Raw genomic sequence first — 22,466 nt, 5'->3', positions numbered from 1 at the left:
AGGCCGCGCGCGTGCGATCCCGGGCACGGCTTCGGAGTTGTGGCCCGACTCGCCGTGATCGAAGGGCGATCCTCGGCGAGTCGAGGCCGATCTCCGAAGCTGTGCGGTGCTCGGAGGGGCGTGCGCGCCTAGGCGGTGGCGAGAACCGCCTTCGCCGAGGTCGTGCGGCGCAGGGTCACCGCGAGCGTGGTCGCGACGAGCGACAGCACACCCCAGACGACCAGCGCCGCGATGGCGGAGCCGTTCCCTGCGATGAGGCCCGCGAACGCCGGAGCGGTCGGCAGTGCGGCGCCGAGACCGGCGAGCCAGTCGGGCACGGTGGAGATGAGTCCCGTCGCGACCGCGAGGACGCCGACGAGGGCAGCGATCCAGCGCCCGGTCCCGCCGAACAGGGCGACGAGCGCCTGGTTCACTGCGGCGAACACGATGCCGGCGAGCACCGCTGTGCCGGCGAATGCCCACCAGGCGGCGGCGTCGTAGCCGGCGATGATCTGCACGACCAGCGAGACCAGCAGTCCCTGTGCTGCGCCGATCAGGCCCGCCGGGGCGAACGCGCGCAGCGTCAGGGCGGCGGACGGACGCCGTGAGGTCAGGGTGCGGGCGGTGTGCGCGCGCATCACGAGGAAGGACGCGAAGCCGCCGAACCACAGCACCACGGCGGCGAGCAGCGGGATCGCGGTCGGGCCGAAGATCGTGTTCATCGAGGAGTTCGTCGACACCGGGTCGGCGATCACCGAGGCGAGCGACGTCGATTCCTCATCGCTGAACGAGGGGAGGGAATCGGCCGCCGTGCGCAGACCGCCGGCGAGGTCGCCGGTGCCTGTTGCGAGTGTGTCGAGGCCGGTGGCGAGTTCGGTCGTGCCGGTGGCGAGCTCGGTCGCGCCGCCCGAGAGCTGGGTCGCGCCGGAGGACAGCGAGCGCGCACCGGCCGCGGACTGGTCGATGCCCTCGCCGGCGAGCTGGTTCAACCCGCCCGCGAGCTGTGAGGCACCGGCGCCGGCCTGGGACATGCTCGCCGCGAGAGTGCTGAAGGTTCCGGGTATCGCGGCGACACCGGGGGCGACCAGGTCGCTGTTCAGCACCCCGGATGCGGTGCCGGCGGACTCCGCGACAGTGCCGGCGTCTGCCGCTGCGGTGGCGAGCTGATCGCACATCGCCTGGCCGTTCGCCGCGGGGTCGCAGGCAGCGGCCATCTCGCCGAGCTCCTGGGCCAGGTCAGCCGATTGCGTCGCCGCTGATCCCGCGGAAGCGGAACCCGCCTGGATCGCTCCGACGAGCTGGTTCATGCCTCCGAAGTTCTGCTCCAGGGCGGCAGCGCCGCTCGTCAGCCCGGCTCCGATCTGTCCGGCGCCGGCGGCGGCTTCGCGCGTCTTGCCCGCGATGGTGTCGAGTCCGGAGGCCAACGACGACGCGCCGGTGGCGAGCTGGTCCGCGCCGGAGGCGAGCTGCGTGGCGCCGTCGGGGATGGCGGCCGCGCCGTCTGCGGCGGACCGTGCGCCCGTGGCGAGCTCGACGGCGCCGTCGGCCGCCTCGCCGATCTGGTCGCCGATCGTGGTGAAGCCGACGAGGATGTTGTCCGTCGTCGCCTCGGTGAGCATCGTGCCCATGGCCGACGCGGCGACGTTCGCGATCTGACCCGTGATGAGGTCGTCGGCGACGAGTCCGTCGTCGGGGGTGGTCACGGTGATGGTGGCCTTCTCCGCGTCGCCCCCGCCGGCGGCGACCGCCTGGCCGGCCGAGGTCGCCGCGGCCGAGAACTTCTCGGGGATGGTGATGACGGCCTGGTAGGTGCCGTCGGCCAGCCCTTCCTTCGCGTCGTCCTCGTTCGAGATCACCCAGGTGAGGTTGGAGTCCAGCTCGTCCGAGCCCTCGACGAGTCCCGAGGCCAGCTGGCGCCCGAGAGGGGTGACCTGGTCGTCGATCGTGACCGGCTCATCGAGGTTCACGATCGCGGCCGTCATGGAGTCGAGGCGCTCGGTCGGATTCTGCAGCGCCGCGACGAGGATGCCGCCGACGGCCGCCGGCAGCAGCAGGACGCCGAGGATGGTCAACCAGGTGACCGGCTTGCGGGAGCGGGCGCGCTCGATGGGGAGTGTCATGCGGTCACCTCGGTGGATTCTGCGGCGATTCGGCGCGGAGCGCGCGTGTCGAGAGTCTCGGCGGCGGGCCATCCGGCCTCGGCGAGAGTGGTGCGAGCCGATGCGGCATCGGCTGCGGTGGCGAAGACGGCGACCGGGCGGGAGGCCGCGGCATCCCGCAGCATCGCCTCCGCCTGGTCGCGCTGACCGCCGCTCAGACGGTCGAGCCCGTCGATCACGACGACCGCAGAGGTGCCCCGCAGGGCTTCGGCGAGATCGGCGAGCGCGGCATCCGCATCGTCGACGAGCACGCATCCGACGTGCGAGCGCACCCAGGCCGCGCGGCCGGGGAGCAGGTGGCCGGCGACCCGGAGGCGCCCGTCGCTCGGAGCGATGCGGCCGGCGATCGTGAGCGCCAGTGCGCGGCGGGTGCGCGCGTCGCTTCCGGTCGCGATCACGGCGCCGCCCTCGAGGATCCGTACGGAGAGGCCTTCGACGACCGGTGCGTCCGCGCTGATCACCAGGTCGTCCGCTGCCACGACGGAGCCGTCGCCGGGCCACTCGGCCAGGTGACGCTCCCGCTCGACGGCTTCACCCTCGATGTCGACGCGGGGCAGGATCTTCTCCAGCCACGACGGGATCTCCCAGGCGCGCTCGCCGAGGATGGCCATCAGCGCGGGGATCAGGGTCATGCGCACGAGGAAGGCGTCGATCGCGATGCCGGCGGCGAGACCGAGGGCGATGGGCTTGAGCGAGGAGTCGCCCTCGGGGACGAACGCCACGAAGACCGCGAACATGATGAGTCCTGCGGCGGTGACGACCTTCGCCGACCCGGTGAACCCGCTGCGTACCGCGCGGAGTGCGGCGGCTCGACGGGTCGCGCGGTCGATACCCTTGGGTCCCTGAGCCTGTCGAAGGGCCTTGTCGTGGACGAAGTCCTCGCGCATGCGGGAGACGAGGAACACCTGGTAGTCCATCGCCAGGCCGAAGAGCACGCCCATCAGGATGATCGGCATGAAGCTGATGATGGGGCCGACCTTGGCGACGTGCAGGGCGTCGGCGAACCAGCCCCACTCGAAGACCGCGCCGACGACGCCGAATGCCGCGACGATCGAGAGGAGGTAGCCGAGTGCGGCCGTGATCGGCACCCAGAGCGAGCGGAACACGATCGTGAGCAGGATCAGCGAGAGCCCGATCACGAAGATGCCGAACGGCAGGAGCGCGTTGCCGAGCTGATCGGAGATGTCGATGCCGACGGCCGTGAAGCCGGTGACCTTCAGATCGATGCCGAACTCGTCGAGCCACTCGTCGTGGTGCGACCGGATTTCGCGGACGAGATCCGCGGTCGCGGGGTCGTCGGGTGCGGTCTCGGGGATGATCTGCACGATGCCCGTGTCGGCGGTCTCATTGGGGGTCGCGAGGGCGACCTCCTTCACGCCGGGGATGTCGGCGACGGCGTCTCCGAGATCCTCCATGAGCGTGAGCGGATCGGTGGAGGTGACGATGGTCCCGGTGAGGATCAGGGGGCCGTTGAATCCGGGCCCGAACTCCTCGCCGACGAGATCGTAGCTCTGGCGCGCCTCGGAGTCCTTCGGCAGCACGCCGGCGTTGGGCAGCGCGAGGTTCAGGCTCAGCGCGGGCACGGCCACGACCCCAAGGCCGATCACCACGGCGGCGGAGACCAGGACGGGATGCTTGGTGACGCCGCCGACCCAGCGGTCGCTGAACCCGCGACGCGGTGTGGCGACCTTCTGGCCCTTCTTGGGCTTGAGTTCGCGACGAGGACGGCCGACCACCTTGCCCTTCATGAAGCCGAGCAGCGCGGGGGTGAGGGTCACGGCGATCGCGACCGCGATGGCGACGGCGACGGATGCCGCGATGCCCATGGTGGTGAGGAACGGGATGCCGGCGAAGCCGAGGCCGATCAGGGCGATGAGCACCGTGACGCCCGCGAACACGACGGCGGATCCGGCCGTACCGACGGCTCGGGCCGCGGATTCCTCGGGATCGACTCCTTCCCGCACCTGGTCCTGATGCCGGGCCATGATGAACAGCGCATAGTCGATGCCGACCGCCAGGCCGAGCATGAGCGCGAGGAGAGGGGTGGTGGAGGAGACGGTGGCGAACGCGGTCGCCGCGAAGATGCCGGCCATCGAGATGCCGACGCCGAGGACCGCGGTGAGGAGGGGGAGGCCGGCGACGACGAAGGAGCGGAACGTCACGATCAGCACGAGCAGGGCGATCAGCAGTCCGACCGCCTCGGTGAGCGTCAGGCCGGGGATCGATGTGGCGAAGAGGTCGCCGCCGAGCGCGGTCTGTGCACCGTCGGGGAGCTCGGCGCCGAGATCGTCGGACACGGAACGCAGCGCATCCTTCGTCTCATCGGAGACGTCGGTCGACTCGCCGTCGAACTGCAGCCGTACGATCGCCGCCGTCTCCTCGTCGTTGATCATGCCGCTGACCATCTCGTCATACGGCGAGTTCGCGGCGAGCACGCCGTCGAGGTCCTCCAGTTCGCCGATCGACTGCTCGATCTCGTCGCGGTAGTCGTCGTCGGTGACCTTGTCGCCGTCGGCGGCGACGACGATGATCTGCGCGCTGGTGCCGCTCACCTGGGGGAACGACCGCGAGAGCTGCTCGAGTCCCGCCTGCGACTCGGTGCCGGGGATCGAGAACGAGTTGTCCGTCCCCGCGCCGAGGACGAGGGCGCCCGCTCCGGCGATGCCGAGCGCGAGGAGCCAGGAGACGAGGACCCGCCACGGGTGCCGGTAGGACCAGCGGCCGAGCGAGGACAGGAGAGTGGACACGCGTTCCTCCGAGAGATGCCGATTGGATACACAGGTGTATTCAATACATAGATGTATCGTAAAGTGAACCGCCCGCCAGAGTCTGTGTGCGGGGTGTGAATCATGCGAGAGTGAAGGGTCAGGAGGTTTCGATGACGACACCCGCAACCCGCAGTCGGGAGAACACGCGAGCCCGGCTCCTCGAGGCGGCGGCACAGGTCTTCGCCGAGGTCGGACTCGACGGCGCTTCCGTCGAAGCCGTGTGCGAGCGCGCCGGCTTCACCCGCGGAGCGTTCTACTCGAACTTCGAATCGAAGGACGAGCTCTTCCTGATGCTCACGGCCAGCGTCGCCGAGGTGCGCGTCAGCGCCGTGCGCACGAGGGTCGAGGAGATGACCGCCGAGGGGGCGCTCGCCGAAGGCTGCGATCCCATCGATCTCGTGCAGCAGGTGATGGAACTCGGGGGCGATGATCGCCTCGGAGTGATGCTGATGAGCGAGATCCGCATCCGCGCCCTGCGCGACGAGCAGTTCGGCATCGCCTACCTGGCGCAGGAGCGCGAGATGGTCGCGAGTATCGCGCAGATCGTCGAGGACATCGTCGCGGCGGGGCGGCTGAAGCTGCGGCTGCCGGCCGACGTCGCTGCCCGCATGCTCATGATCGTCTGGGAGGGGATGACCGTTCGCGGGGCGATGGCCGGTCAGGATGACGAGCGGCTGCGTCACTCCGGCAGCGAAGAGCTCGGCCGCCTGGTCCAGCTGCTCGTCGTGGACGAGCGCCGCATCGACTGAGTCGGCTCAGGCCGAGGTGAGCAGCTCGTGGCAGCGGCCGAGTCGCTGCAGCCACCAGTCGCGCCGTTCGTCGGAGGCGGCGAGGCGAGCGAGCGCTCCGTCGTCGGGTGCGACCCTGCCGACGGCGATCGAGCCGTCCACCGGGCGCAGTTCCGCGACGTCGTCGAGGAAGAGCGAGGCGGTGCCGAGGCCGCAGTCGTAGTCCAGGTTCGGGAGAGCGGCGGCGAGCGCCGCCCCCTGGGACAGACCGATCGCGGTGTCGAGAGCGCTCGAGACGACGGCCGGGAGCCCGGCGGCCGTGACGATCTGCAGGGCGTGGGTGACGCCGCCCAGCGGCTGGGCTTTGATCACGAGCACGTCGGCAGCGCGGGCGCGGGCCACGGCGAGGGGATCGGACGACTTGCGCACGCTCTCGTCCGCGGCGACCGGGATGCCCATGTACTTCACTCGCCGGCGCAGGTCGGCCAGTTCCGGCACCGACGCGCACGGCTGCTCCACGTACTCGAGGTCGAACTCGTTCAAGGCGTGGACGGCGTGCTCGGCCTCGTCGACGTTCCACATGCCGTTCGCGTCGACGCGGATGCGGCCCTCCGGTCCCATGGCCTCGCGCACGGCACGCACGCGGGCGATGTCGTCCGAGAGCGTCTGTCCCGGCTCGGCGACCTTCACCTTGGCGGTCCGGCATCCGGAGAAGCGGGCGAGCACCTCGGCGACGCGCTCCGCCGGGATCGCGGGGATCGTCGCGTTCACGGGGATCCGATCGCGCAGCGGCGCGGGCTGCGGCTGCCAGCCGAAGTCGATGGCGCCGGCGAGCCAGGTCGCGGCCTCGGCATCGTCGTACTCCGCGAAGGGGGAGAACTCCGCCCACCCTTCCGGCCCCTCGAAGAGCAGGGCCTCGCGCGTGTCGACGCCGCGGAAGCGGGTGTGCATCGGGAGCGCGACGACGCGGGCGGAGGCGAGGAGGTCTGCGAGCGGGGGGAGCATGTCCCCATTGTGCCCCGCGGGTCTGCTTCTGCCGCTCCCGTGGCAGGTGTGGCGGGTTGAAGGACGTTGCAGCCGCCACGTTCGCCACGGGAACGACGCGCAGCAATGTGTGATTGACAATGGTGTGTGACGCACAGTAACGTGTGATTCATGAACGAGACGCTCGACACACACCTGCAGGAGCTGCGACGCGGCACCATCGTGCTCGCCTGCCTGCAGCTGCTGCGGTCGGCGGGCTACGGCTACGGGCTTCTCGAGGAGCTCGAGCGCCGCGGCTTCGCCACCGACGCGAACACGCTGTATCCGCTGCTCCGCCGACTGGAGAAGCAGGAGTACCTCACGAGCGAGTGGAACACCGACGAGGCCCGGCCCCGCAAGTTCTACCGCACCTCGGAGGCCGGCATCCGCCTGGCCGACACCCTCACCGACGAATGGCGATCCCTCACGACGGCGATCGCATCCCTCACCTCAGAGGAGCACTGACATGCCTACGAAGACCACCCTCACGGAGCGGTACATCACCGCAACGATCCGCAGCCTCCCCGCGACGGCACAGGCCGATGTGCGCGCCGAGCTCGAGGGGTCGATCGCCGATGCGGTCGAGGCTCGCGTCGAGCAGGGCGAGCCTCGGGAGACCGCGGAGCGCGCTGTGCTCACCGAGCTGGGCGACCCCGGCGTCCTCGCGGCCGGCTACGCCGATCGCCCGCTGCACCTGATCGGGCCGCGCTACTTCCTGGTCTGGTGGCGGCTGCTGAAGCTGCTCCTGTGGATCGTGCCGGCCTGCGCCGCGTTCGGCGTCACGATCGCGAAGATCCTCGAGTTCGCCACGATCGGTGAGACCATCGGCGCGGTGGTCGTCGTCATCATCCAGGTGATCGTCAACGTGGGCTTCTGGACCACGCTCGTCTTCGCCATCCTGGAGCGGACCGTGCCGGTACCGGAGACCGGATGGACCGTCGACCAGCTGCCGGAGATCTACGACACCCGCGCGGGATTCTCGGAGATGATCGGCTCGATCATCTTCCTCGTCCTCGCCGGCGCCGCGATCCTGTGGGATGCGCTGCGCGGCTTCGTCCGCATCGACGGCGACGCGCTGCCCATCCTGAACCCGGAGCTCTGGCCCTGGTGGATGACAGCGCTGCTCGTCCTGATGGCGGCCGAGCTGCTGCTCGCGATCGGCGTCTACCGCGCCGGACGCTGGAACGCCGGGTTCGCGGTGACCAACACCGTGCTGGCGATCGCCTTCGCCGTCCCCGCGCTGTACCTGCTCGCCAGCGGTCAGCTCGTCAACTCCGAGTTCCTCGACTACCTGTCGACGAACCATGCCGACGACCTCGCGAACGCGAACGCCGGTGCTGCCGAGCAGGGCGGGGTGCTCCGCGTGGTCAGCGTCGTCCTCGGGGTCGTGACGATCGGCATCGTCGTATGGGACATCATCGACGGGTGGCTGAAGACCTTCCGCGCTCGCCGGAGCTGACAGCATCCGCGCACGGAACGCCGCCTTCCTCGGGAAGGCGGCGTTCCGTCGTTCTCCGGGAGGCGGGGAATAGGCTGGATGCCGTGACCACCGCATTCGTCTCCGACCTGTTCGACCCCGCCGAATGGGTGCTCGCGCCCGGAGCCGAGGACTACACCGACATCACCGCGCACGTGACGCACGACGGCGGTGTCGCCCGCATCGCCTTCCACCGGCCGGAGGTGCGCAACGCCTTCCGCCCGCATACGGTCGACGAGCTGTACCGCGCGCTCGACATCGCCCGTCAGGACCCTCGCATCGGCGCGGTGCTGCTGACCGGCAACGGCCCGAGCCCGAAGGACGGCGGCTGGGCGTTCTGCTCCGGCGGCGACCAGCGCATCCGCGGTCGGGACGGATACAAGTACTCCGACTCCGACCCTTCGACCGGCTCGGGGACCCAGGACGCGTCCGCCCGGGTCGGACGGCTGCACATCCTCGAGGTGCAGCGTCTCATCCGCTTCATGCCGAAGGTCGTCATCGCCGTCGTCCCGGGATGGGCTGCCGGCGGCGGGCACTCGCTGCACGTGGTGTGCGACCTGACGATCGCCTCCGCCGAGCACGGACGTTTCAAGCAGACGGATGCCGACGTCGGCAGCTTCGACGCCGGATACGGCTCCGCCTACATGGCCCGCCAGACCGGGCAGAAGTTCGCGCGGGAGGTGTTCTTCCTGGCCGAGGAGTACTCCGCGCAGCGCGCCTATGAGGCCGGTGCCGTGAACCGCGTCGTGCCGCATGCCGAGCTCGAGCAGGAGGCGCTGAAGATGGCGCGCACCGTGCTGACCAAGTCGCCCACCGCGATCCGGATGCTGAAGTTCGCGTTCAACGCGGTCGACGACGGGCTGGTCGGGCAGCAGGTCTTCGCGGGTGAGGCGACGCGCCTGGCCTACGGCACCGACGAGGCCGTCGAGGGACGGGACTCCTTCCTCGAGAAGCGCGACCCCGACTGGTCCTCGTTCCCCTGGCACTACTGAGGCCGGCGGACACGCCATGACCGCCCTGATCGCGACCGACGCCGAAGATCCGGCGCAGCTCCGCGACGCGCTGCGGCGTGCTCTCGACGACGGACCGGCTCTGGGATTCGGGATGCTCGCCGGCGCGCCCGAGGAAGTGCCGGAGGGCATCGCGGCGGTCATCGCGACCTCGGGTTCGAGCGGCATCCCGAAGCGCGTCTCCCTGAGCGCGGAGGCGCTGCGGGCGAGCGCCGAGGCGACAGCGATCCGCATCGGCAGCGGGCGGTGGCTGCTCGCGCTGCCCGCGGGCTACGTCGCGGGGCTCCAGGTGCTGGTGCGCTCGATCCTGGCCGGCACGGAGCCGGCGGTGATCGACGGGCGCTTCTCACCGAACTCCTTCGCCGAGGCCACCCTCTCGATGCTGCGTCCGGCTCCCGGGGCGGGCGCCGGGATACCCGACCTGTTCACGTCCCTCGTGCCCGCCCAGGTCGCGACACTGCTCGACGCGTCCGACGACACCACCGTGCGCGCCGCCCTGCAGGCTTACCGGGCGATCCTCGTCGGCGGCCAGTCGCTGCCCGAACCGCTCCGCGAACGCGCGGCCGATCTCGGCGTCCGCCTCGTGCGCACCTACGGCTCGACCGAGACGAGCGGCGGCTGCGTGTACGACGGTGTGCCGCTCGAGACGGTCACGGTGCGTGCGGTCGACGGAGAACTGCGGATCGCAGGTCCGATGCTCGCCGAGGGCTATCTCGGCGACGGGACGCTGACCGCACGGACGTTCGTGCGCGACGAGCACGGCATCCGCTGGTACCGCACCGGCGATCTCGGGCTCGTGGAGGACGGCGTCGTGCGCGTGCACGGTCGCGCCGACAACGTCATCGTGTCGGGCGGGATCAACATCTCCCTCGACCGCGTCGAGCGGATCGTGCGGCGAGTCCCCGGCCTCCACCAGGCTGTCGTCGTCGGCGTCGAGGATGCGCGCTGGGGAGAGGCGTCGGTGATCGTCGTCGCGCGCGGCGAGGTCCTGCGGCGGAGCGAGGGGGAGCAGCTCGCGCATGCCCGCGACGCCGTGGGCGACGAACTCGGAAAGCACGCGAGGCCGGCCCGGCTGATCGTGGTCGACGAGCTGGAGGTGCTCTCCTCCGGCAAGCCGGACCGCGAGGCGATCCGGCGCGCGGTCGTCGAGCTCCACTGACGCGCGGCCTGCCAGACTCGTCGGATGGACGTGCTGCGACTGGCCGGAGTGCCCGGTGTGGGCAAGAGCACCGTCGCCTGGGCGGTCGCCCGGGGATTGGCGGCCGACGGCGAGCGCGTCGGATACGTCGACATCGACCAGCTCGGGATGTGCTACCCCGCTCCACCCGACGATCCGGACCGCTGGGATCTCAAGGAGGCGGCGCTCCAGCGCGTCGCTGCACGTTTCGCGGAAGCCCGCGTCGAGCGGCTCGTCGTCTCGGGCGTCGCTGATCCGGCGGACCCGCCCCGGGCGAACGGGCACCCGACGGTCTCGCTGTGGCTGGACGCGGAGGAGGTGACGAGGCGGGAGCGTCTCGCTCCGCGTGGCTGGCCGCAGGGGCAGGTCGACGAGGTGGTCGCGATCGGAACGGCGGAGTCCGCGACGGCGCATCCGTCTTGGGCGAAGGTCGACACTGACGGGAGCGCCGTCGACGACACCGTGCGCACCGTGCTCGCCCGATGGCGGACGGATGCCGCGACTGCGGCGACGACGGTGGCCCCCGTGCCCGCACCCGCGAGCACGGAGGACGACGTGACGGGTCGGGTGATCTGGATCACGGGGCCGCGGTGCTCCGGCGCCTCGAGCGTCGCCTGGGAGATGGCGAGCGCGCGATGGGCGGAGGGACTGCGGACGGGGTTCGTCGACGTCGCCCAGCTCGGCTTCGCGTGGAATGCGCATCGCGCGGTCGGAACGCGGAACACCGCGGAGATGCAGGGGCTGTTCGCCGGCGTGGGGGCGCAGACCCTCGTCGTGACGGCGCCGTTCGAGATCGACCCCGCGGAGGTCGGCCAGGCCTTCCCCCACGCGGATCTCCGCTTCTTCCGGCTCGACGCGGACCCCGAGACCCTGCGCGCGCGAGCCGTCCGGAGAACCACGGGCGAGGGTCCGCGGATCATCGGAGACGATCTGCTCGACGGAGCGCCCGAGGCGGTCGACCTCGCCGTCGCCCATGGCGTGCGGCAGCGGCAGACGCCGGTGCGTGCCGGAGAGCAGATGATCGACGCGACAACGTCGTCGGCATCCGAGATCGCCGAAGCGGTGCGGGCGCACCTGCCAGACTGAGCCGTATGGCCTTGTACACCCACGGACATCATGAATCCGTCCTGCGCTCTCACAACATCCGGAACATCGCGAACTCTGCGGCCTATCTCCGCCCGCACCTCGAGGCGACGAACCGCCTCCTCGACGTCGGCGCGGGCCCCGGCTCGATCACGGTCGACTTCGCGAGCGTGGTCGCCCATGTCACGGCCACGGAGATCGATGAGTCCGCGCTGTCTCTGTCGCAGGGCCTCGCCGCCGAGCGCGGCCTCACGAATCTCGACTTCTCGGTCGAGGACGTCCACGCGCTGAGCTTCCCGGACGACTCCTTCGACGTCGTGCACGCGCATCAGGTGCTGCAGCATGTCGGCGATCCGGTGCAGGCGCTCCGCGAGATGCGTCGCGTCACCGTCCCCGGTGGCATCGTCGCGGCGCGCGACGCCGACTACGCCGGTTTCCTGTCGTTCCCCGTGCTGCCCGAGCTCGACCGCTGGCTCGCGCTGTACCGCGAGGCCGCCCGTGCGAACGGCGGGGAGCCGGATGCCGGTCGCCGCCTGCTGTCCTGGGCGCGCGCCGCCGGGTTCGAGGACGTCACGGCGACGGCATCCACCTGGTGCTACGCGTCACCTGCCGAACGCGCGTGGTGGGGCGGGATGTGGGCCGATCGGATCCTCGAGTCCGCCCTCGCGCGCCAGCTCGTCGACAGCGGGATGGCGACCCCCGACGACCTCCGCGACATCAGCGTTGCCTGGAAGCGCTGGGCCGATGACGGCGACGGGTGGTACCTGGTTCCGCACGGCGAGATCCTCGCCCGCGCGTAGGCGCACGGATACATCTCGAGGCGGATGCCGGCGCTGAGGCGCTCGCGTAGCGTGGGGGAGTGATCCGCCCGCTCTCCCGCACGGCGCTGATCCTCGACATCGTCGGGGCGGCGCTGCTCTTCCTCGTCCTGACGCCGATGTCGGTCGTGTTCTACGGCCCCGGCACGGGGAACCAGGCCATCAACGGCGTGGCGGTCGCAGCCGTGGCCGTCGCGGGCTTCCTGATGTTCGGCGGCGTCGCGATCGGCCGACTCGCCCCGGGACTCGCGCTCGCCGCCGCCTGGGCGGGTGCGGCCGTGCAGATGCTGGCGGGCTTCGGCCCGCTGCCGATCGACTTCGCGATCCTGCTCGTGCTGTACGCGACGTCCGCCTGGGGGACCAGGCGGGTGCTCTGGTGGGGGTTCGGATCGGCGCTGGTCGGCGGGCTCATCGCCGCGCTGTACATGGTCTTCGTGAACGGCGTCGCCCTCGGCCCCGGCACCGGCTGGGAGAAGGTCACCGCGGGAACGCTGCTCCTGATCGTCTCGGTGCTGGCCCTGGGATTCGCGTGGGTCTGCGGTCTGCTCTGGCGTGTCGTGCTGCGTGCCCGGCGCACCCGCTCCGCACAGCTGCAGGCGGAGTCGCTCGCCGCCGAGGAGCAGGAGCGTGTGCGCATCGCGCGCGACATGCACGACATCGTCGCCCACTCGCTGGCGGTCGTCATCGCGCAGGCCGACGGGGCCCGATACGCGGCCGCGACGAAGCCCGAGATGGCCACCGAGGCGCTCGGCACGATCGCCTCGACGGCCCGCGGCGCGCTGAGCGACGTGCGGATGCTGCTCACGCAGCTCCGTCACCGTCAGGGCGACGGACCGCAGCCGACGCTCGCGGACCTCGAGGCGCTGTTCGCGCAGGTGCGCCAGGCCGGCGTCGAGCCCCTCGTCACGGTCGATCCGATGCCTCCGGGCGAGCCGCCGGGATCGATCCAGCTGGCGGTGTACCGCATCCTCCAGGAGGCGCTCACGAACGCGATCCGCCACGGCGACGGCACCGTCCACGTGCACCTGGCCTGGCTTCCCGAGCGCGTCGACATCGAGGTGCGCAACACTGTGTCCGGCGGAGCGTCGACGGCTCCCGGCGGGCACGGGCTCATCGGCATGCGCGAACGGGCGCAGCTGGTCGGCGGTAGTCTGCAAGCCGAACGCCGAGGGGCGCAGTTCGTCGTCCACGGCTCGCTCCCGATCGGCCAGGGAGGAGAGCAGGCATGATCAGAGTCGTCCTCGTCGACGATCAGGCGCTGTTCCGCGCCGGCATCCGCATGCTCGTCGCGTCGCAACCCGACCTCGAGGTGGTCGGCGAGGCGGGCAACGGCCAGGAGGCGCTCGAGGTCGTGCGCACGAGCCGCCCCGACGTCGTGCTGATGGACATCCGGATGCCGGTCATGGACGGACTCACCGCGACCGCGGAGATCCTCGCGCGTCCGGAGCCACCGCGCATCGTCATGCTCACGACGTTCGACCTCGACGAGGCGGCGGCCCGGGCGATCCGGCAGGGAGCGAGCGGCTTCCTGCTCAAGGACGCCGACCCGGAGTTCCTGCTCGCCGCGATCCGCACGGTGCACGCCGGGTCCAGCGTCATCGCGGCATCCGCCACGCGCGATCTGTTCGAGCACTTCGCGGAAGCACCCAAACCGGTGCCCCCGCAGTTCGCCGACCTCACCGACCGCGAGAGGGAGATCTTCGCGCTCGCCGCGCGGGGCCTGTCGAACGCGGAGATCGCCGGGCGCGAGTACCTCAGCGAGGCCACGGTGAAGACGCACATCAGCCGCATCCTCACCAAGCTCGCGCTGCGCGATCGGGTGCAGCTCGTCGTGTTCGCCTTCGAGCACGGCCTCGCCTGAACGGCATCCGCTCTTCCTCGCCCGACGATCATCCTTCCGATGTACGCGGATGCCTCCTCCGGGCGACGCGCCGGGACGGCCGCGGAAAATAGCGTCGGTGTCATGGAGATCACGACCACCGACCTCGGGCTCGCCGCCCGCGTCCAGCACCTGAAGAAGACCTACGGCTCCGGTGAGGGGACGGTCCGCGCGCTCGACGATGTGAGCGTCGGCATCCGCCGGGGCCAGTTCACCGCCATCATGGGCCCGTCCGGCTCGGGCAAGTCCACGCTCATGCACATCATGGCGGGGCTCGACAGCCCCAGCGAAGGACGAGCCTGGATCGGAGACACCGACATCACGGGCCTCGGCGACCTCGAGCTCACGATCCTGCGCCGCCGACGCGTGGGGTTCATCTTCCAGGCCTTCAACCTCGTGCCGACGCTCGACGCGCTGGGCAACATCATGCTGCCGTTCGAGCTCGACGGGCGCCGTCCGAGTGCGATCGAACGGGCGCGTATCGACGGGCTCATCGACTCGCTCGGACTCGGCTCCCGCCTGAACCACCGACCGCATCAGCTCTCCGGCGGACAGCAGCAGCGCGTTGCGATCGCGCGGGCGCTCGCCACGGCCCCCGACCTCGTCTTCGCCGATGAGCCGACCGGCAATCTCGACTCGAAGACCGGGCGCGAGGTGCTGCAGCTGCTCGCCTCGGCCAGTCGCGAGCACGGCCAGTCGATCGCCATGGTCACGCATGACGCGATCGCCGCGAGTCACGCCGACCGCGTCCTCTATCTGGGCGACGGCCGGATCGTCGCCGACCACCCGCGGCAGACCGCCGAGGAGATCTCCGCCTACATGCTCGCCGCCGAGGTGGCGGCATGACCGCCGTGGCGACCGTCGTCCCCGAGACGGCAGCGACCGGCCCTCGCCTGGGCTGGCTCCGCGACCGGGGGATGGGAGCGAGCATCCTCGTGGCCGCCCTGTCGGCGGCGTTCGGCGTGATCCTCGTCGAGGTCACGGCGTACATCGGCGCGGTGCTGCAGGCCGATCCGTTCATCGGCGACAGCGGCACGCTCGCGTTCATCGTGGCGTTGCTGTCGGTGCTGCTGACCGCGGTCGCGATGTACGTCGCCGCGATCGTCACCGCGAACACGTTCGCGACCATCATCGCCGGCCGCACCCGGCAGATCGCGCTGATGCGCCTGATCGGCGCGACCGCACGCTCGCAGCGGGCGCAGGTCGGCAGACAGGGCTTCATCGTCGGCGTGCTCGGCGCCGGCATCGGCCTGCTCGCGGGACTCGTGCTGGCGGCGGTGGGAGTGCACATCGGCGCGCAGTTCCTCGACAACGATCCCACCGGCTTCTCACTCGCGCAGCCGTTCATCGCGCTGCCGGTGATCGGCGTCGCGCTCACCACGTGGGCGGCCGCATGGGCGGGCTCGCGCCGGGTGCTCTCGGTGACGCCGCTGCAGGCGCTCGGCGGCTCGGTGGAGCGCACGCACGACGAGGTCTCCGGAAAGGCGGGTCGGCACATCGGGTCCTGGATCCTGGTGATCACCGGTGCCGTGCTGCTCGCCGCCGGTGTGGTGATCGGGTTGGTGAGTCCTCTCGGCGTCGTCGTGGCGTTCCTCGGCGGCATCCTCTCCTTCACCGGACTCGTCCTCGGGGCCGTGATGTTCATGCCGCCGGTGCTGCGTCTGGTCGGGCGCCTGTTCGGGTCGAGCGCGACCGCCCGTCTCGCCGCGGAGAACGCGCTGCGGTATCCGGAGCGCTCCTCGCGCATGGCGATCGGCGTGGTCATGGGCGTGACGCTGGTGACGATGTTCGCCGTCGCGCTGGAGTCCGCGAAGCGTCTCATGATGAGCCAGGTGACGGGCGAGATCCCGGAGGAGTTCTTCGCCCCGTTCGACGCCTTCGCCTCGATCATGATGGTGCTCGTCGCCGTCTCGGCGGTGATCGCCGCCGTCGGACTCGTCAATCTCCTCACGATCGGCGTGGTGCAGCGTCGCCGGGAGCTCGGACTCCTGCGGTCGATCGGCCTGTCCAACGCCCAGGTGCGGACGATGGTGCTGCTCGAGGCGACGCACATCACGGTCACCGCGACTCTGACCGGGCTCGTCCTGGGCGTCGTCTACGGGTGGATCGCGGCGCAGTCGCTGCTCGGCTCGGTGCCGACCCTGCCGGAGTTCACGCCGGCCGGACTCGTCGCACCGCAGATCCCCTGGATCCCGGTGGCGATCATCGTCGTGGCCACCGCCGTGCTCACTCTCGTGGCGGCGGCGACGCCCACGCGACTCGCGACCCGAGTGGCCCCGGTCGAGGCGCTCGCCGCCGACTGACGCCTCTAGGCTGGACGGATGCCGTCGCCGTTCGATCAGTCCACGTATCAGGTCCGTCTCGACTGGGGGACCGCGGGCCTCGCCCGTCTGGCACCGGCCGACATCGTCGTGGTCGTCGACGTGCTGCGGTTCTCCTCGACGGTGACGGATGCCATCGCCGCGGGCAGCGAGATCGACCTGGCGGACGCGGTGGAGTGGTCGACCAACGGCGCGGCCGTCGCGACGGCCGCCTGTGCCGAGGCCACCGTGCTCGTCGGCGGCATCCGCAACGCGTCGGCCGTGGCGCGCGCGGTGCAGACGGTGCAGGAGCGCCGGCAGGCGCGGACGTCGGTCGCCGTCATCGCGGCCGGGGAGTGGGACGAGGTAGGGCGACCGCGGTTCGCGGTCGAGGACCACCTCGGTGCGGGAGCGATCATCGCCGCGCTCACGGATCTCGGCATAGACCACACCGCACCGGACGCGGCGGTCGCCGCCGAGGGATTCCGCGCCCTACGTCGCGCACTGCGTCATCTGCTCAGCGCGAGCGGCTCCGCCCGCGAGCTCGAGGTCGGCGTCCCGTCGACGGCGCGGATGGCGGCATCCGGCGTGGTGCCGACGACGCCGGCCGATGCGGCCGTGCTCGACGCGGTCGATGCCGTGCCGGTGCTGCGCGAAGGACGGTTCACGCGTTTCGAGTGAGCAGCCGCGCCTCCCTCGGGAGGAGTTCTCGGCGATCGGAGGAGCTTCCGCGTCGCATCCTCCGCCCATCGGGGTGATCTCCGCCCGGGACCGCGGGGCGCGCCAGGGCTCGGTGCCCGGCACGTAGGGTCGTGGCATGAGGTTCCTCCCCGCAGTCATCGTCGACGCCCTCTTCGTGCTGATCTTCGCCGCCATCGGTCGCGCGTCGCATCAGGAGGATCCGGCCGGATTCCTGCTGACCGCCTGGCCGTTCCTGGTCGCGCTGGTGATCGGGCACCTCGTGGCCGCCCTGCTGCCGGGCAGGCCCCGTCGGCCGTGGTCCCTGATGTGGGGTGCGGTCGTGTGGGTGGTGACGGTCGCGGGCGGGATGCTGGTGCGCGTCGTCGCCGGTGACACCGCCGAGGTGCCGTTCATCATCGTCGCGACGATCGTGCTCGGCGTCTTCCTCGTCGGGTGGCGTGCGGCCGCGGCCCTCGTACGACGTCTGCGCGGCTCTCAGTCCGCGGGCGAAGCGGATGCCGCAGCCGTCGAGGATTCCGTCGGGCCGATCGACTGACCGTTCTGCGGGCAGCCGCGGGTCAGCGCGGCATCTGCGCGGACAGGCGTGCGTCCGTGGTGATCTCGCGGCGCGTCCAGGCGAACACGTGGCGCGGGTCGAAGGTGCGGGAGCACCGCGCGCACGAGGTCGCTCTCGTGGGGCGGCGATGGCGGTACGTGACGTGCCCGGCGGGGCAGCGGCCGACCCAGGGGGCGAGCTCGACGGCCGTCTCGCCGCGGTGCGTGGTGCCGCCGACGTAGCCGAGGTCGCGCGCGACGCCCTTCCACGCCGGACCGTGCGCCGCCGTGTGCCCGGCGAGTGCATGTGCGACCTCGTGCAGGAGCACCTGATGGATCTCGTCGTCTTCGAAGCGAGCAGCGAGATACCGCGACACGGTGATGCGCTTCTTCGTGTAATCGCACAGTCCGGCACGGCGCTTGGCGTTGTCGAAGCCGAAGGACCAGGTGTCATCCAGATGCATCCTGATCAGTGCTTCACCCCAGATGCGCACACGGTCGAGTTCCGCCATGCGCCCAGGCTAAGCCATGCCGCGGACATCGCGGTGGAGGCCTGCTCAGCCCGCGACGAGCTGCGAGGTGCGCCGGCGCTCGGCCGCCTCGATCGCCAGCAGCGCGGTCTCGAGATCGCGATCCTCCGCACCGGACTCCCGACGCAGGAACAGCGAGCGCTTGAAGCTCTCGCGCGCCGTCTCGTAGTCCTCCGCGTCGTAGGCGTTCTTGCCGTGGTGGTGGTGGGCGAACGCCGCGATCGACACCCAGCGCTGGCCCTCCGCCTCGTCGGCGCAGGTCGCCAGCTCCTGCTCGGCCGCGGCATAAGCGCCCCGATACTGGAGGATCGTCGCGTGCAGCACCCGCGCCCGCAGCACGTCCTTGCGCGTGCCCGCCATGCGCGCCTGCCGCACCGTCTCGTCGGCCAGCTTCAGTGCCTCGTCGAGACGATCGAGCACCTTCAGCAGCCACACGCGCTCGAGCAGCGCGGGGAGACTGCGCTGCGACTCGATCTCCGCGAGGCGCGCCGCGCACTCGTCGAGGTCGACCAGCTCGCGGAGGGTCTCCTGGTCGTATCCCTGGATGAAACTCATTGCTCTCCTTCCGCAGCGTCCCCGTCCAGTCTGCCTGGCCGTCGCGCGCTCCCCGGGGCGGCGCGCCCCGCACGACGGCATCCGTTCCGGAAGTCCGCCGAGGTGCGTGCTCAGCGCAGGAAGAGCGACGCGTCGGGGCGAGGGGATGCCACGGCGTCGGCGTCCGTGACGATGCGCGCGCCCTGCACGAAGGCATCGACCTCGGCGCCCTGCGCGATCTTGGCGGGGTGGGGACCGGCGGCCAGCATCCGCGGCAGCCACTCGGTCGGGAGCGGCGCGGCGGACGCGGCGATCACGAGGTTCCCGAAGCGGCGTCCCTTCAGCACCTGCGTGTCGGCGAGGACGCCGATCTCCGGGAGCACCTCGGCGATCGTGGCGGCCTGACGTCGGGCGAAGGCGAGGCCCGGTCCGTCGGCGACGTTCACCAGCAGCACGCCCGAAGGGGCGAGCAGAGCGGCGAGCTCGCGGTAGAACTCGATGCTGGTGAGGTGTGCCGGCGTCTGGGCACCCGAATAGACATCGGAGACGACGAGGTCGCAGTTCTCCTGCAGGGCGGCCGGGAGGCGGCGGACGCCCTCGCGGGCGTCTCCGATTCGGATGCGGATGCTCGCGCCCTTGGGCAGCGGCAGGTGCTCGCGGACCAGCTGCGCGAGCGGTGCTTCGAGCTCGATGACCTGCTGCCGCGAACCGGGGCGCGTGGCGTCGATGTAGCGGGGGATGGTCAGCGCTCCCGCGCCGAGGTGCACCGCGGTGAGTGGGCCGGAAGGCAGCTGGTCGATCACCGCGCCCATGCGCACGATGTACTCGAAGTGCAGGTGGGTCGGGTCGTCCAGGTCGACGTGCGACTGCGGAGTCTCGTCGACGACGAGCTCGAATCCGGTGGTGAACTCGCTCGGAACGATGCGCGCGATTCCGCCATGGTCGAGGCGGGCCTGAGGGTGCTCGGTGTCCCTCGATCGCGTCCTGCCCATGCGCACGAGCCTACGCCCGCACGCGCGGCGGTCAGTTCTGTCTGCCGTTCGCGCAGGTCTCCTGATCCGCGGTCTGGCCGGAGATGCTCGGGTCGAGCTCTGCCCGAGGAGCCGGAGCATCGGTGGCCGGCGCGTCGGTCGACGGCGTCTCGGTCTGCGGAGCCTCCTCTTCTGTCCCCGGTGCGGGGTCCACGAGTTCGACTCCCTCGTTGGTCGTCACGTCGCCGGTGATCTGCACGGCCTGCCCGGCGCGAAGTGCGGCCCAGATCGTCTCGGCTGCGTCATAGTCGGGCACCCGCCGGTCCTCGTCATCCGGGTCGACGAAGACCGGATACTGCAGGAATGCGAAGTCCGAGAAGGGCACGTCCTTGATCGAGATGGCCAGCTGGGCCAGGCGGATGGGGTTCGAGAGCTCGTCGCTGGGTTCGATGTTGTCGACGACGGTGTTCGCGAGGCCGAGCACCTTGGCGGGATCGGTGAGGACCTCGTCGCTCATGATCTTCTGGATCAGTCGCGACATGTACTGCTGCTGGTTGGAGATGCGTGCGAGGTCGCTGCCGTCGCCGACACCGTGTCGGGTGCGGATGAACTGCAGGGCCTCGATGCCCGACACCGAGCGCATGCCGGCGGGCCAGTCGATGCCGGTCTGCTCGTCCCGGATGCCTTCGCCGCCGATGCAGACCTCGACGCCGCCGATCGCATCGGTGACCTCCATCACGCCGTCGAAACCGATCTTGGCGGCGAACGGGATGTCGATGCCCGTCAGGTCGGTGACGCTCTTCGCGACGCAGGAGAGGCCTGCGCGCTGGTAGATCTCGTTGATGGCGGAGTAGTCGGTGGCCGAGGCGATCGATCCGTCCGTCAGGGTGCACTCCGGCGTCGACATCATGAGGTCGCGGGGGAAGGACACGACGGTGACGTTCCGCGGCTCGGCGGAGACGTGCACGAGCAGGTTGACGTCGTTCAGGACGCCCCCGTCCGCTTCCGAGCAGCGCTCGCCGAGAAGGCTCGTCGAGACCTCTCCGCATTCGTCGGTGCCGACGATGAGCATGCTGAATTCGCCGGGGTAGGCGTCGATCGTGGGCGGCTCGACCTCCGGAGCATCCTCCAGGGTCACAGCGCCGTCGCCCATGCGGTTGACCAGGTCCACGACGACGAATGCGGCGACGGCCAGGGCCGACGTGAGGACGATGGCCACCACGATGCCGGTGACCTTCAGGAACCGGGAGGCGGTGCCGCGGGTGCGCGTGTCTGCGTGGCGGGCGTCCCGGGATCGGTCGCTGTCTCGAGTGCGTCTGGGCATCCGGCGAGCATACCCACGGCACTGCACGGGCAGCCGAGAACCGGCAGCGAAGCCCGATGTTACGGGCGCATGACGATTGTGAGAGGAACTTGCAGCGAATTAGTTAGTCGTGGATACTTTTTCCTACCAGGTGAGCATCCGATGCCCGCCAGGAGCAATTTCGAAGAGGAGATCCCTGATGCACAAGCGCATTCTTCCGGTCGTGGCGCTGGGCGCCGCGGCCACGCTCGGCCTGGCAGCCTGCGCCGGCGGTGCCACCGAGAGCGGCGGCACCGACGGAGAGGGCCAGGAACTCACCGTCTGGATCATGAAGGGCACCAACCCCGACGCGACCGCCTTCTACGACAAGGTCTCCGAGGCCTTCGAAGAGGAGACCGGGGCGAAGGTCACCATCGAGGAGATCCAGTGGGCCGACGCCCACGATCGCTTCGTGACCTCCATCGCCGGTGGCACGACCCCCGACATCGCCGAGACCGGTACCACCTGGACCGCCGAGTTCGCCGACGCGGGCGCGCTCGAGCCACTCGACGAGTACGTCGACGCCGAGAAGGGCCTGCGCGACGACCTCGTCGAGGGCCTCGCGGTCGCCGGCACCTATGACGACGAGCTCTACGGCATGCCGTGGTACGCCGGCGTCCGGTCGATCGTCTACCGCACCGACGTCTTCGAGGAGCTCGGTCTCGAGGCTCCGAAGACGTGGGACGACATCGTCACGGCAGGCGAGGCCATCAAGGCCGCGAAGCCCGAGATGCTCCCGTTCCCCGTCGCCGGCGACGCCGAGTTCCAGGTCTACCCCTGGGTCTGGGGCGCGGGCGGAGAGATCGCCACGCAGGACGGCGGCGAATGGACCAGCGAGCTCGACAGCAAGGAGTCGCAGGCCGGCATCGAGTTCTACACGGGCCTCGCGACGCAGCACGGCTTCTCGTCCGCCGGTGCCACCACCTGGAAGGAGACCGACCTGCGCGACGCGTTCACGCAGGGCAACGTCGCCATGATGCTCTCCGGCTCGTGGACGCCGAAGGCGCTCATCGAGGCGAACCCCGACCTCGAGGGCAAGATCGGCGCGGCGGTCATCCCCGGCGAGGACGGCGGCATCGCTCCGTCCGTGCTCGGCGGATCGCACCTGTCGGTCTTCAACACCACGAAGAACGCCGACCTCGCGTGGGAGTTCGTCAAGCTCATGACCACCGGTGAGTTCGCCGAGCAGTGGTCGAAGGAGACGGGCTACTTCCCGGGCGTCCAGTCCGCGATGGAGGAGGCCCTGGCCTCGACCGACCCGCTCGTCGCACCGTTCGCCGAGCAGATGGTCGACGGCGGAGCATCCGTCCCGGTCACGCCGAACTTCGGAGCCGTCCAGGCGAAGAAGACGACCAACGCCATGATCCAGGCCATCCTCAGCGGGCAGAAGGACGTCGCGACCGCGACGAAGGACGCCGCCGCCGAGATGACCGAACTGCTCAACCAGTAAGG

The 22,466-nt window shown here is 70.6% G+C and carries 21 protein-coding genes; 14 read left to right on the top strand and 7 right to left on the bottom strand.

What is annotated here, in order from left to right; all coding sequences use genetic code 11:
• Positions 1 to 128 precede the first annotated feature (128 nt).
• Positions 129 to 2,099: a YhgE/Pip family protein gene (locus ABS642_RS09185; RefSeq protein ID WP_350353081.1), complete on the bottom strand. Its 1,971-nt coding sequence runs from the start codon at positions 2,097 to 2,099 to the stop codon at positions 129 to 131.
• The gene (locus tag ABS642_RS09180) at positions 2,096 to 4,885 is read right to left on the bottom strand and encodes an MMPL family transporter (protein ID WP_350353080.1); all 2,790 of its coding nucleotides are present in this window, start codon (positions 4,883 to 4,885) and stop codon (positions 2,096 to 2,098) included. The genes ABS642_RS09185 and ABS642_RS09180 overlap by 4 nt, the downstream gene beginning before the upstream one ends.
• A 131-nt stretch (positions 4,886 to 5,016) precedes the next feature.
• Here ABS642_RS09180 and ABS642_RS09175 point away from each other — a divergent pair, with 131 nt between their 5' ends.
• A complete protein-coding gene (locus ABS642_RS09175; RefSeq protein WP_350353079.1) occupies positions 5,017 to 5,655 on the top strand; it encodes a helix-turn-helix domain-containing protein in 639 nt (212 codons plus the stop codon).
• Positions 5,656 to 5,661: 6 nt separating this feature from the next.
• Here ABS642_RS09175 and ABS642_RS09170 read toward each other — a convergent pair whose 3' ends face one another.
• Positions 5,662 to 6,639: an o-succinylbenzoate synthase gene (locus ABS642_RS09170; RefSeq protein ID WP_350353078.1), complete on the bottom strand. Its 978-nt coding sequence runs from the start codon at positions 6,637 to 6,639 to the stop codon at positions 5,662 to 5,664.
• A 150-nt stretch (positions 6,640 to 6,789) separates the two neighbouring features.
• Between ABS642_RS09170 and ABS642_RS09165 the strand changes: the two genes are divergently transcribed.
• From ABS642_RS09165 to ABS642_RS09110, 12 genes are all read left to right on the top strand, one after another.
• On the top strand, positions 6,790 to 7,122 hold the full coding sequence (locus ABS642_RS09165) for a PadR family transcriptional regulator (RefSeq protein ID WP_350353077.1): 333 nt from the start codon (positions 6,790 to 6,792) through the stop codon (positions 7,120 to 7,122).
• Between the two features lies 1 nt (position 7,123).
• Positions 7,124 to 8,116 carry a permease prefix domain 1-containing protein gene (locus tag ABS642_RS09160; RefSeq protein WP_350353076.1) on the top strand — a complete coding sequence of 331 codons (993 nt, stop codon included), beginning with the start codon at positions 7,124 to 7,126 and terminating at the stop codon, positions 8,114 to 8,116.
• Positions 8,117 to 8,199: 83 nt separating this feature from the next.
• Positions 8,200 to 9,126, top strand: coding sequence for a 1,4-dihydroxy-2-naphthoyl-CoA synthase (locus ABS642_RS09155; RefSeq protein ID WP_350353075.1), 927 nt, complete (start codon positions 8,200 to 8,202; stop codon positions 9,124 to 9,126).
• Positions 9,127 to 9,142: 16 nt separating this feature from the next.
• Complete coding sequence (locus ABS642_RS09150; RefSeq protein ID WP_350353074.1) at positions 9,143 to 10,303, top strand: AMP-binding protein; 1,161 nt, start codon at positions 9,143 to 9,145, stop codon at positions 10,301 to 10,303.
• 24 nt (positions 10,304 to 10,327) lie between these two features.
• Positions 10,328 to 11,407, top strand: a complete 1,080-nt coding sequence (locus tag ABS642_RS09145) for a hypothetical protein (protein WP_350353073.1) — start codon at positions 10,328 to 10,330, stop codon at positions 11,405 to 11,407.
• 5 nt (positions 11,408 to 11,412) lie between these two features.
• Positions 11,413 to 12,204 (top strand): class I SAM-dependent methyltransferase, encoded by a 792-nt coding sequence (locus tag ABS642_RS09140; protein ID WP_350353072.1) that lies wholly within the window; start codon positions 11,413 to 11,415, stop codon positions 12,202 to 12,204.
• A gap of 59 nt (positions 12,205 to 12,263) precedes the next feature.
• Positions 12,264 to 13,451 (top strand): histidine kinase, encoded by a 1,188-nt coding sequence (locus tag ABS642_RS09135; protein ID WP_350353071.1) that lies wholly within the window; start codon positions 12,264 to 12,266, stop codon positions 13,449 to 13,451.
• A complete protein-coding gene (locus tag ABS642_RS09130; protein WP_350353070.1) occupies positions 13,448 to 14,083 on the top strand; it encodes a response regulator transcription factor in 636 nt (211 codons plus the stop codon). Before ABS642_RS09135 ends, ABS642_RS09130 begins: the two co-directional genes overlap by 4 nt.
• Before the next feature lie 102 nt (positions 14,084 to 14,185).
• Positions 14,186 to 14,947, top strand: coding sequence for an ABC transporter ATP-binding protein (locus ABS642_RS09125; RefSeq protein ID WP_282214342.1), 762 nt, complete (start codon positions 14,186 to 14,188; stop codon positions 14,945 to 14,947).
• Entirely contained in the window at positions 14,944 to 16,404 is a 1,461-nt protein-coding gene (locus tag ABS642_RS09120) for an ABC transporter permease (protein WP_350353069.1), read from the top strand. Before ABS642_RS09125 ends, ABS642_RS09120 begins: the two co-directional genes overlap by 4 nt.
• A gap of 18 nt (positions 16,405 to 16,422) precedes the next feature.
• A complete protein-coding gene (locus ABS642_RS09115) occupies positions 16,423 to 17,082 on the top strand; it encodes a 2-phosphosulfolactate phosphatase (RefSeq protein ID WP_350353068.1) in 660 nt (219 codons plus the stop codon).
• Between the two features lie 136 nt (positions 17,083 to 17,218).
• Entirely contained in the window at positions 17,219 to 17,638 is a 420-nt protein-coding gene (locus tag ABS642_RS09110; RefSeq protein WP_350353067.1) for a DUF3054 domain-containing protein, read from the top strand.
• A gap of 22 nt (positions 17,639 to 17,660) precedes the next feature.
• Here ABS642_RS09110 and ABS642_RS09105 read toward each other — a convergent pair whose 3' ends face one another.
• The 4 genes from ABS642_RS09105 to ABS642_RS09090 form a co-directional block, all read right to left on the bottom strand.
• Positions 17,661 to 18,149, bottom strand: a complete 489-nt coding sequence (locus tag ABS642_RS09105; RefSeq protein WP_282214338.1) for a SprT-like domain-containing protein — start codon at positions 18,147 to 18,149, stop codon at positions 17,661 to 17,663.
• A gap of 45 nt (positions 18,150 to 18,194) precedes the next feature.
• Positions 18,195 to 18,722 carry a hypothetical protein gene (locus tag ABS642_RS09100; RefSeq protein WP_350353066.1) on the bottom strand — a complete coding sequence of 176 codons (528 nt, stop codon included), beginning with the start codon at positions 18,720 to 18,722 and terminating at the stop codon, positions 18,195 to 18,197.
• Between the two features lie 110 nt (positions 18,723 to 18,832).
• Positions 18,833 to 19,693 (bottom strand): fused MFS/spermidine synthase, encoded by an 861-nt coding sequence (locus ABS642_RS09095; RefSeq protein WP_350353065.1) that lies wholly within the window; start codon positions 19,691 to 19,693, stop codon positions 18,833 to 18,835.
• A gap of 31 nt (positions 19,694 to 19,724) precedes the next feature.
• Positions 19,725 to 20,996 (bottom strand): LCP family protein, encoded by a 1,272-nt coding sequence (locus ABS642_RS09090; protein WP_350353064.1) that lies wholly within the window; start codon positions 20,994 to 20,996, stop codon positions 19,725 to 19,727.
• 178 nt (positions 20,997 to 21,174) lie between these two features.
• Between ABS642_RS09090 and ABS642_RS09085 the strand changes: the two genes are divergently transcribed.
• Positions 21,175 to 22,464 (top strand): sugar ABC transporter substrate-binding protein, encoded by a 1,290-nt coding sequence (locus ABS642_RS09085; protein WP_350353063.1) that lies wholly within the window; start codon positions 21,175 to 21,177, stop codon positions 22,462 to 22,464.
• Positions 22,465 to 22,466 lie beyond the last annotated feature (2 nt).

The sequence above is a fragment of the Microbacterium sp. A8/3-1 genome, from assembly GCF_040267695.1.
GTDB classification, from domain to species: Bacteria; Actinomycetota; Actinomycetes; order Actinomycetales; family Microbacteriaceae; genus Microbacterium; species Microbacterium luteolum.
Note: the sequence above shows the minus strand (reverse complement) of the source record. Positions and strands in the feature narration are given on the sequence as shown.

Bases quoted from the DNA above. Each gene is read 5' to 3' on its own strand.
- ABS642_RS09140 (WP_350353072.1), top strand. From the start codon at position 11,413: ATGGCCTTGTACACCCACGGACATCATGAATCCGTCCTGCGCTCTCAC.
- ABS642_RS09160 (WP_350353076.1), top strand. From the start codon at position 7,124: ATGCCTACGAAGACCACCCTCACGGAGCGGTACATCACCGCAACGATC.
- ABS642_RS09100 (WP_350353066.1), bottom strand. From the start codon at position 18,722: ATGAGTTTCATCCAGGGATACGACCAGGAGACCCTCCGCGAGCTGGTC.
- ABS642_RS09150 (WP_350353074.1), top strand. From the start codon at position 9,143: ATGACCGCCCTGATCGCGACCGACGCCGAAGATCCGGCGCAGCTCCGC.
- ABS642_RS09130 (WP_350353070.1), top strand. From the start codon at position 13,448: ATGATCAGAGTCGTCCTCGTCGACGATCAGGCGCTGTTCCGCGCCGGC.
- ABS642_RS09145 (WP_350353073.1), top strand. From the start codon at position 10,328: ATGGACGTGCTGCGACTGGCCGGAGTGCCCGGTGTGGGCAAGAGCACC.
- ABS642_RS09185 (WP_350353081.1), bottom strand. From the start codon at position 2,099: ATGACACTCCCCATCGAGCGCGCCCGCTCCCGCAAGCCGGTCACCTGG.
- ABS642_RS09125 (WP_282214342.1), top strand. From the start codon at position 14,186: ATGGAGATCACGACCACCGACCTCGGGCTCGCCGCCCGCGTCCAGCAC.
- ABS642_RS09105 (WP_282214338.1), bottom strand. From the start codon at position 18,149: ATGGCGGAACTCGACCGTGTGCGCATCTGGGGTGAAGCACTGATCAGG.
- ABS642_RS09090 (WP_350353064.1), bottom strand. From the start codon at position 20,996: ATGCCCAGACGCACTCGAGACAGCGACCGATCCCGGGACGCCCGCCAC.
- ABS642_RS09095 (WP_350353065.1), bottom strand. From the start codon at position 19,693: ATGGGCAGGACGCGATCGAGGGACACCGAGCACCCTCAGGCCCGCCTC.
- ABS642_RS09175 (WP_350353079.1), top strand. From the start codon at position 5,017: ATGACGACACCCGCAACCCGCAGTCGGGAGAACACGCGAGCCCGGCTC.
- ABS642_RS09085 (WP_350353063.1), top strand. From the start codon at position 21,175: ATGCACAAGCGCATTCTTCCGGTCGTGGCGCTGGGCGCCGCGGCCACG.
- ABS642_RS09170 (WP_350353078.1), bottom strand. From the start codon at position 6,639: ATGCTCCCCCCGCTCGCAGACCTCCTCGCCTCCGCCCGCGTCGTCGCG.
- ABS642_RS09115 (WP_350353068.1), top strand. From the start codon at position 16,423: ATGCCGTCGCCGTTCGATCAGTCCACGTATCAGGTCCGTCTCGACTGG.
- ABS642_RS09110 (WP_350353067.1), top strand. From the start codon at position 17,219: ATGAGGTTCCTCCCCGCAGTCATCGTCGACGCCCTCTTCGTGCTGATC.
- ABS642_RS09165 (WP_350353077.1), top strand. From the start codon at position 6,790: ATGAACGAGACGCTCGACACACACCTGCAGGAGCTGCGACGCGGCACC.
- ABS642_RS09120 (WP_350353069.1), top strand. From the start codon at position 14,944: ATGACCGCCGTGGCGACCGTCGTCCCCGAGACGGCAGCGACCGGCCCT.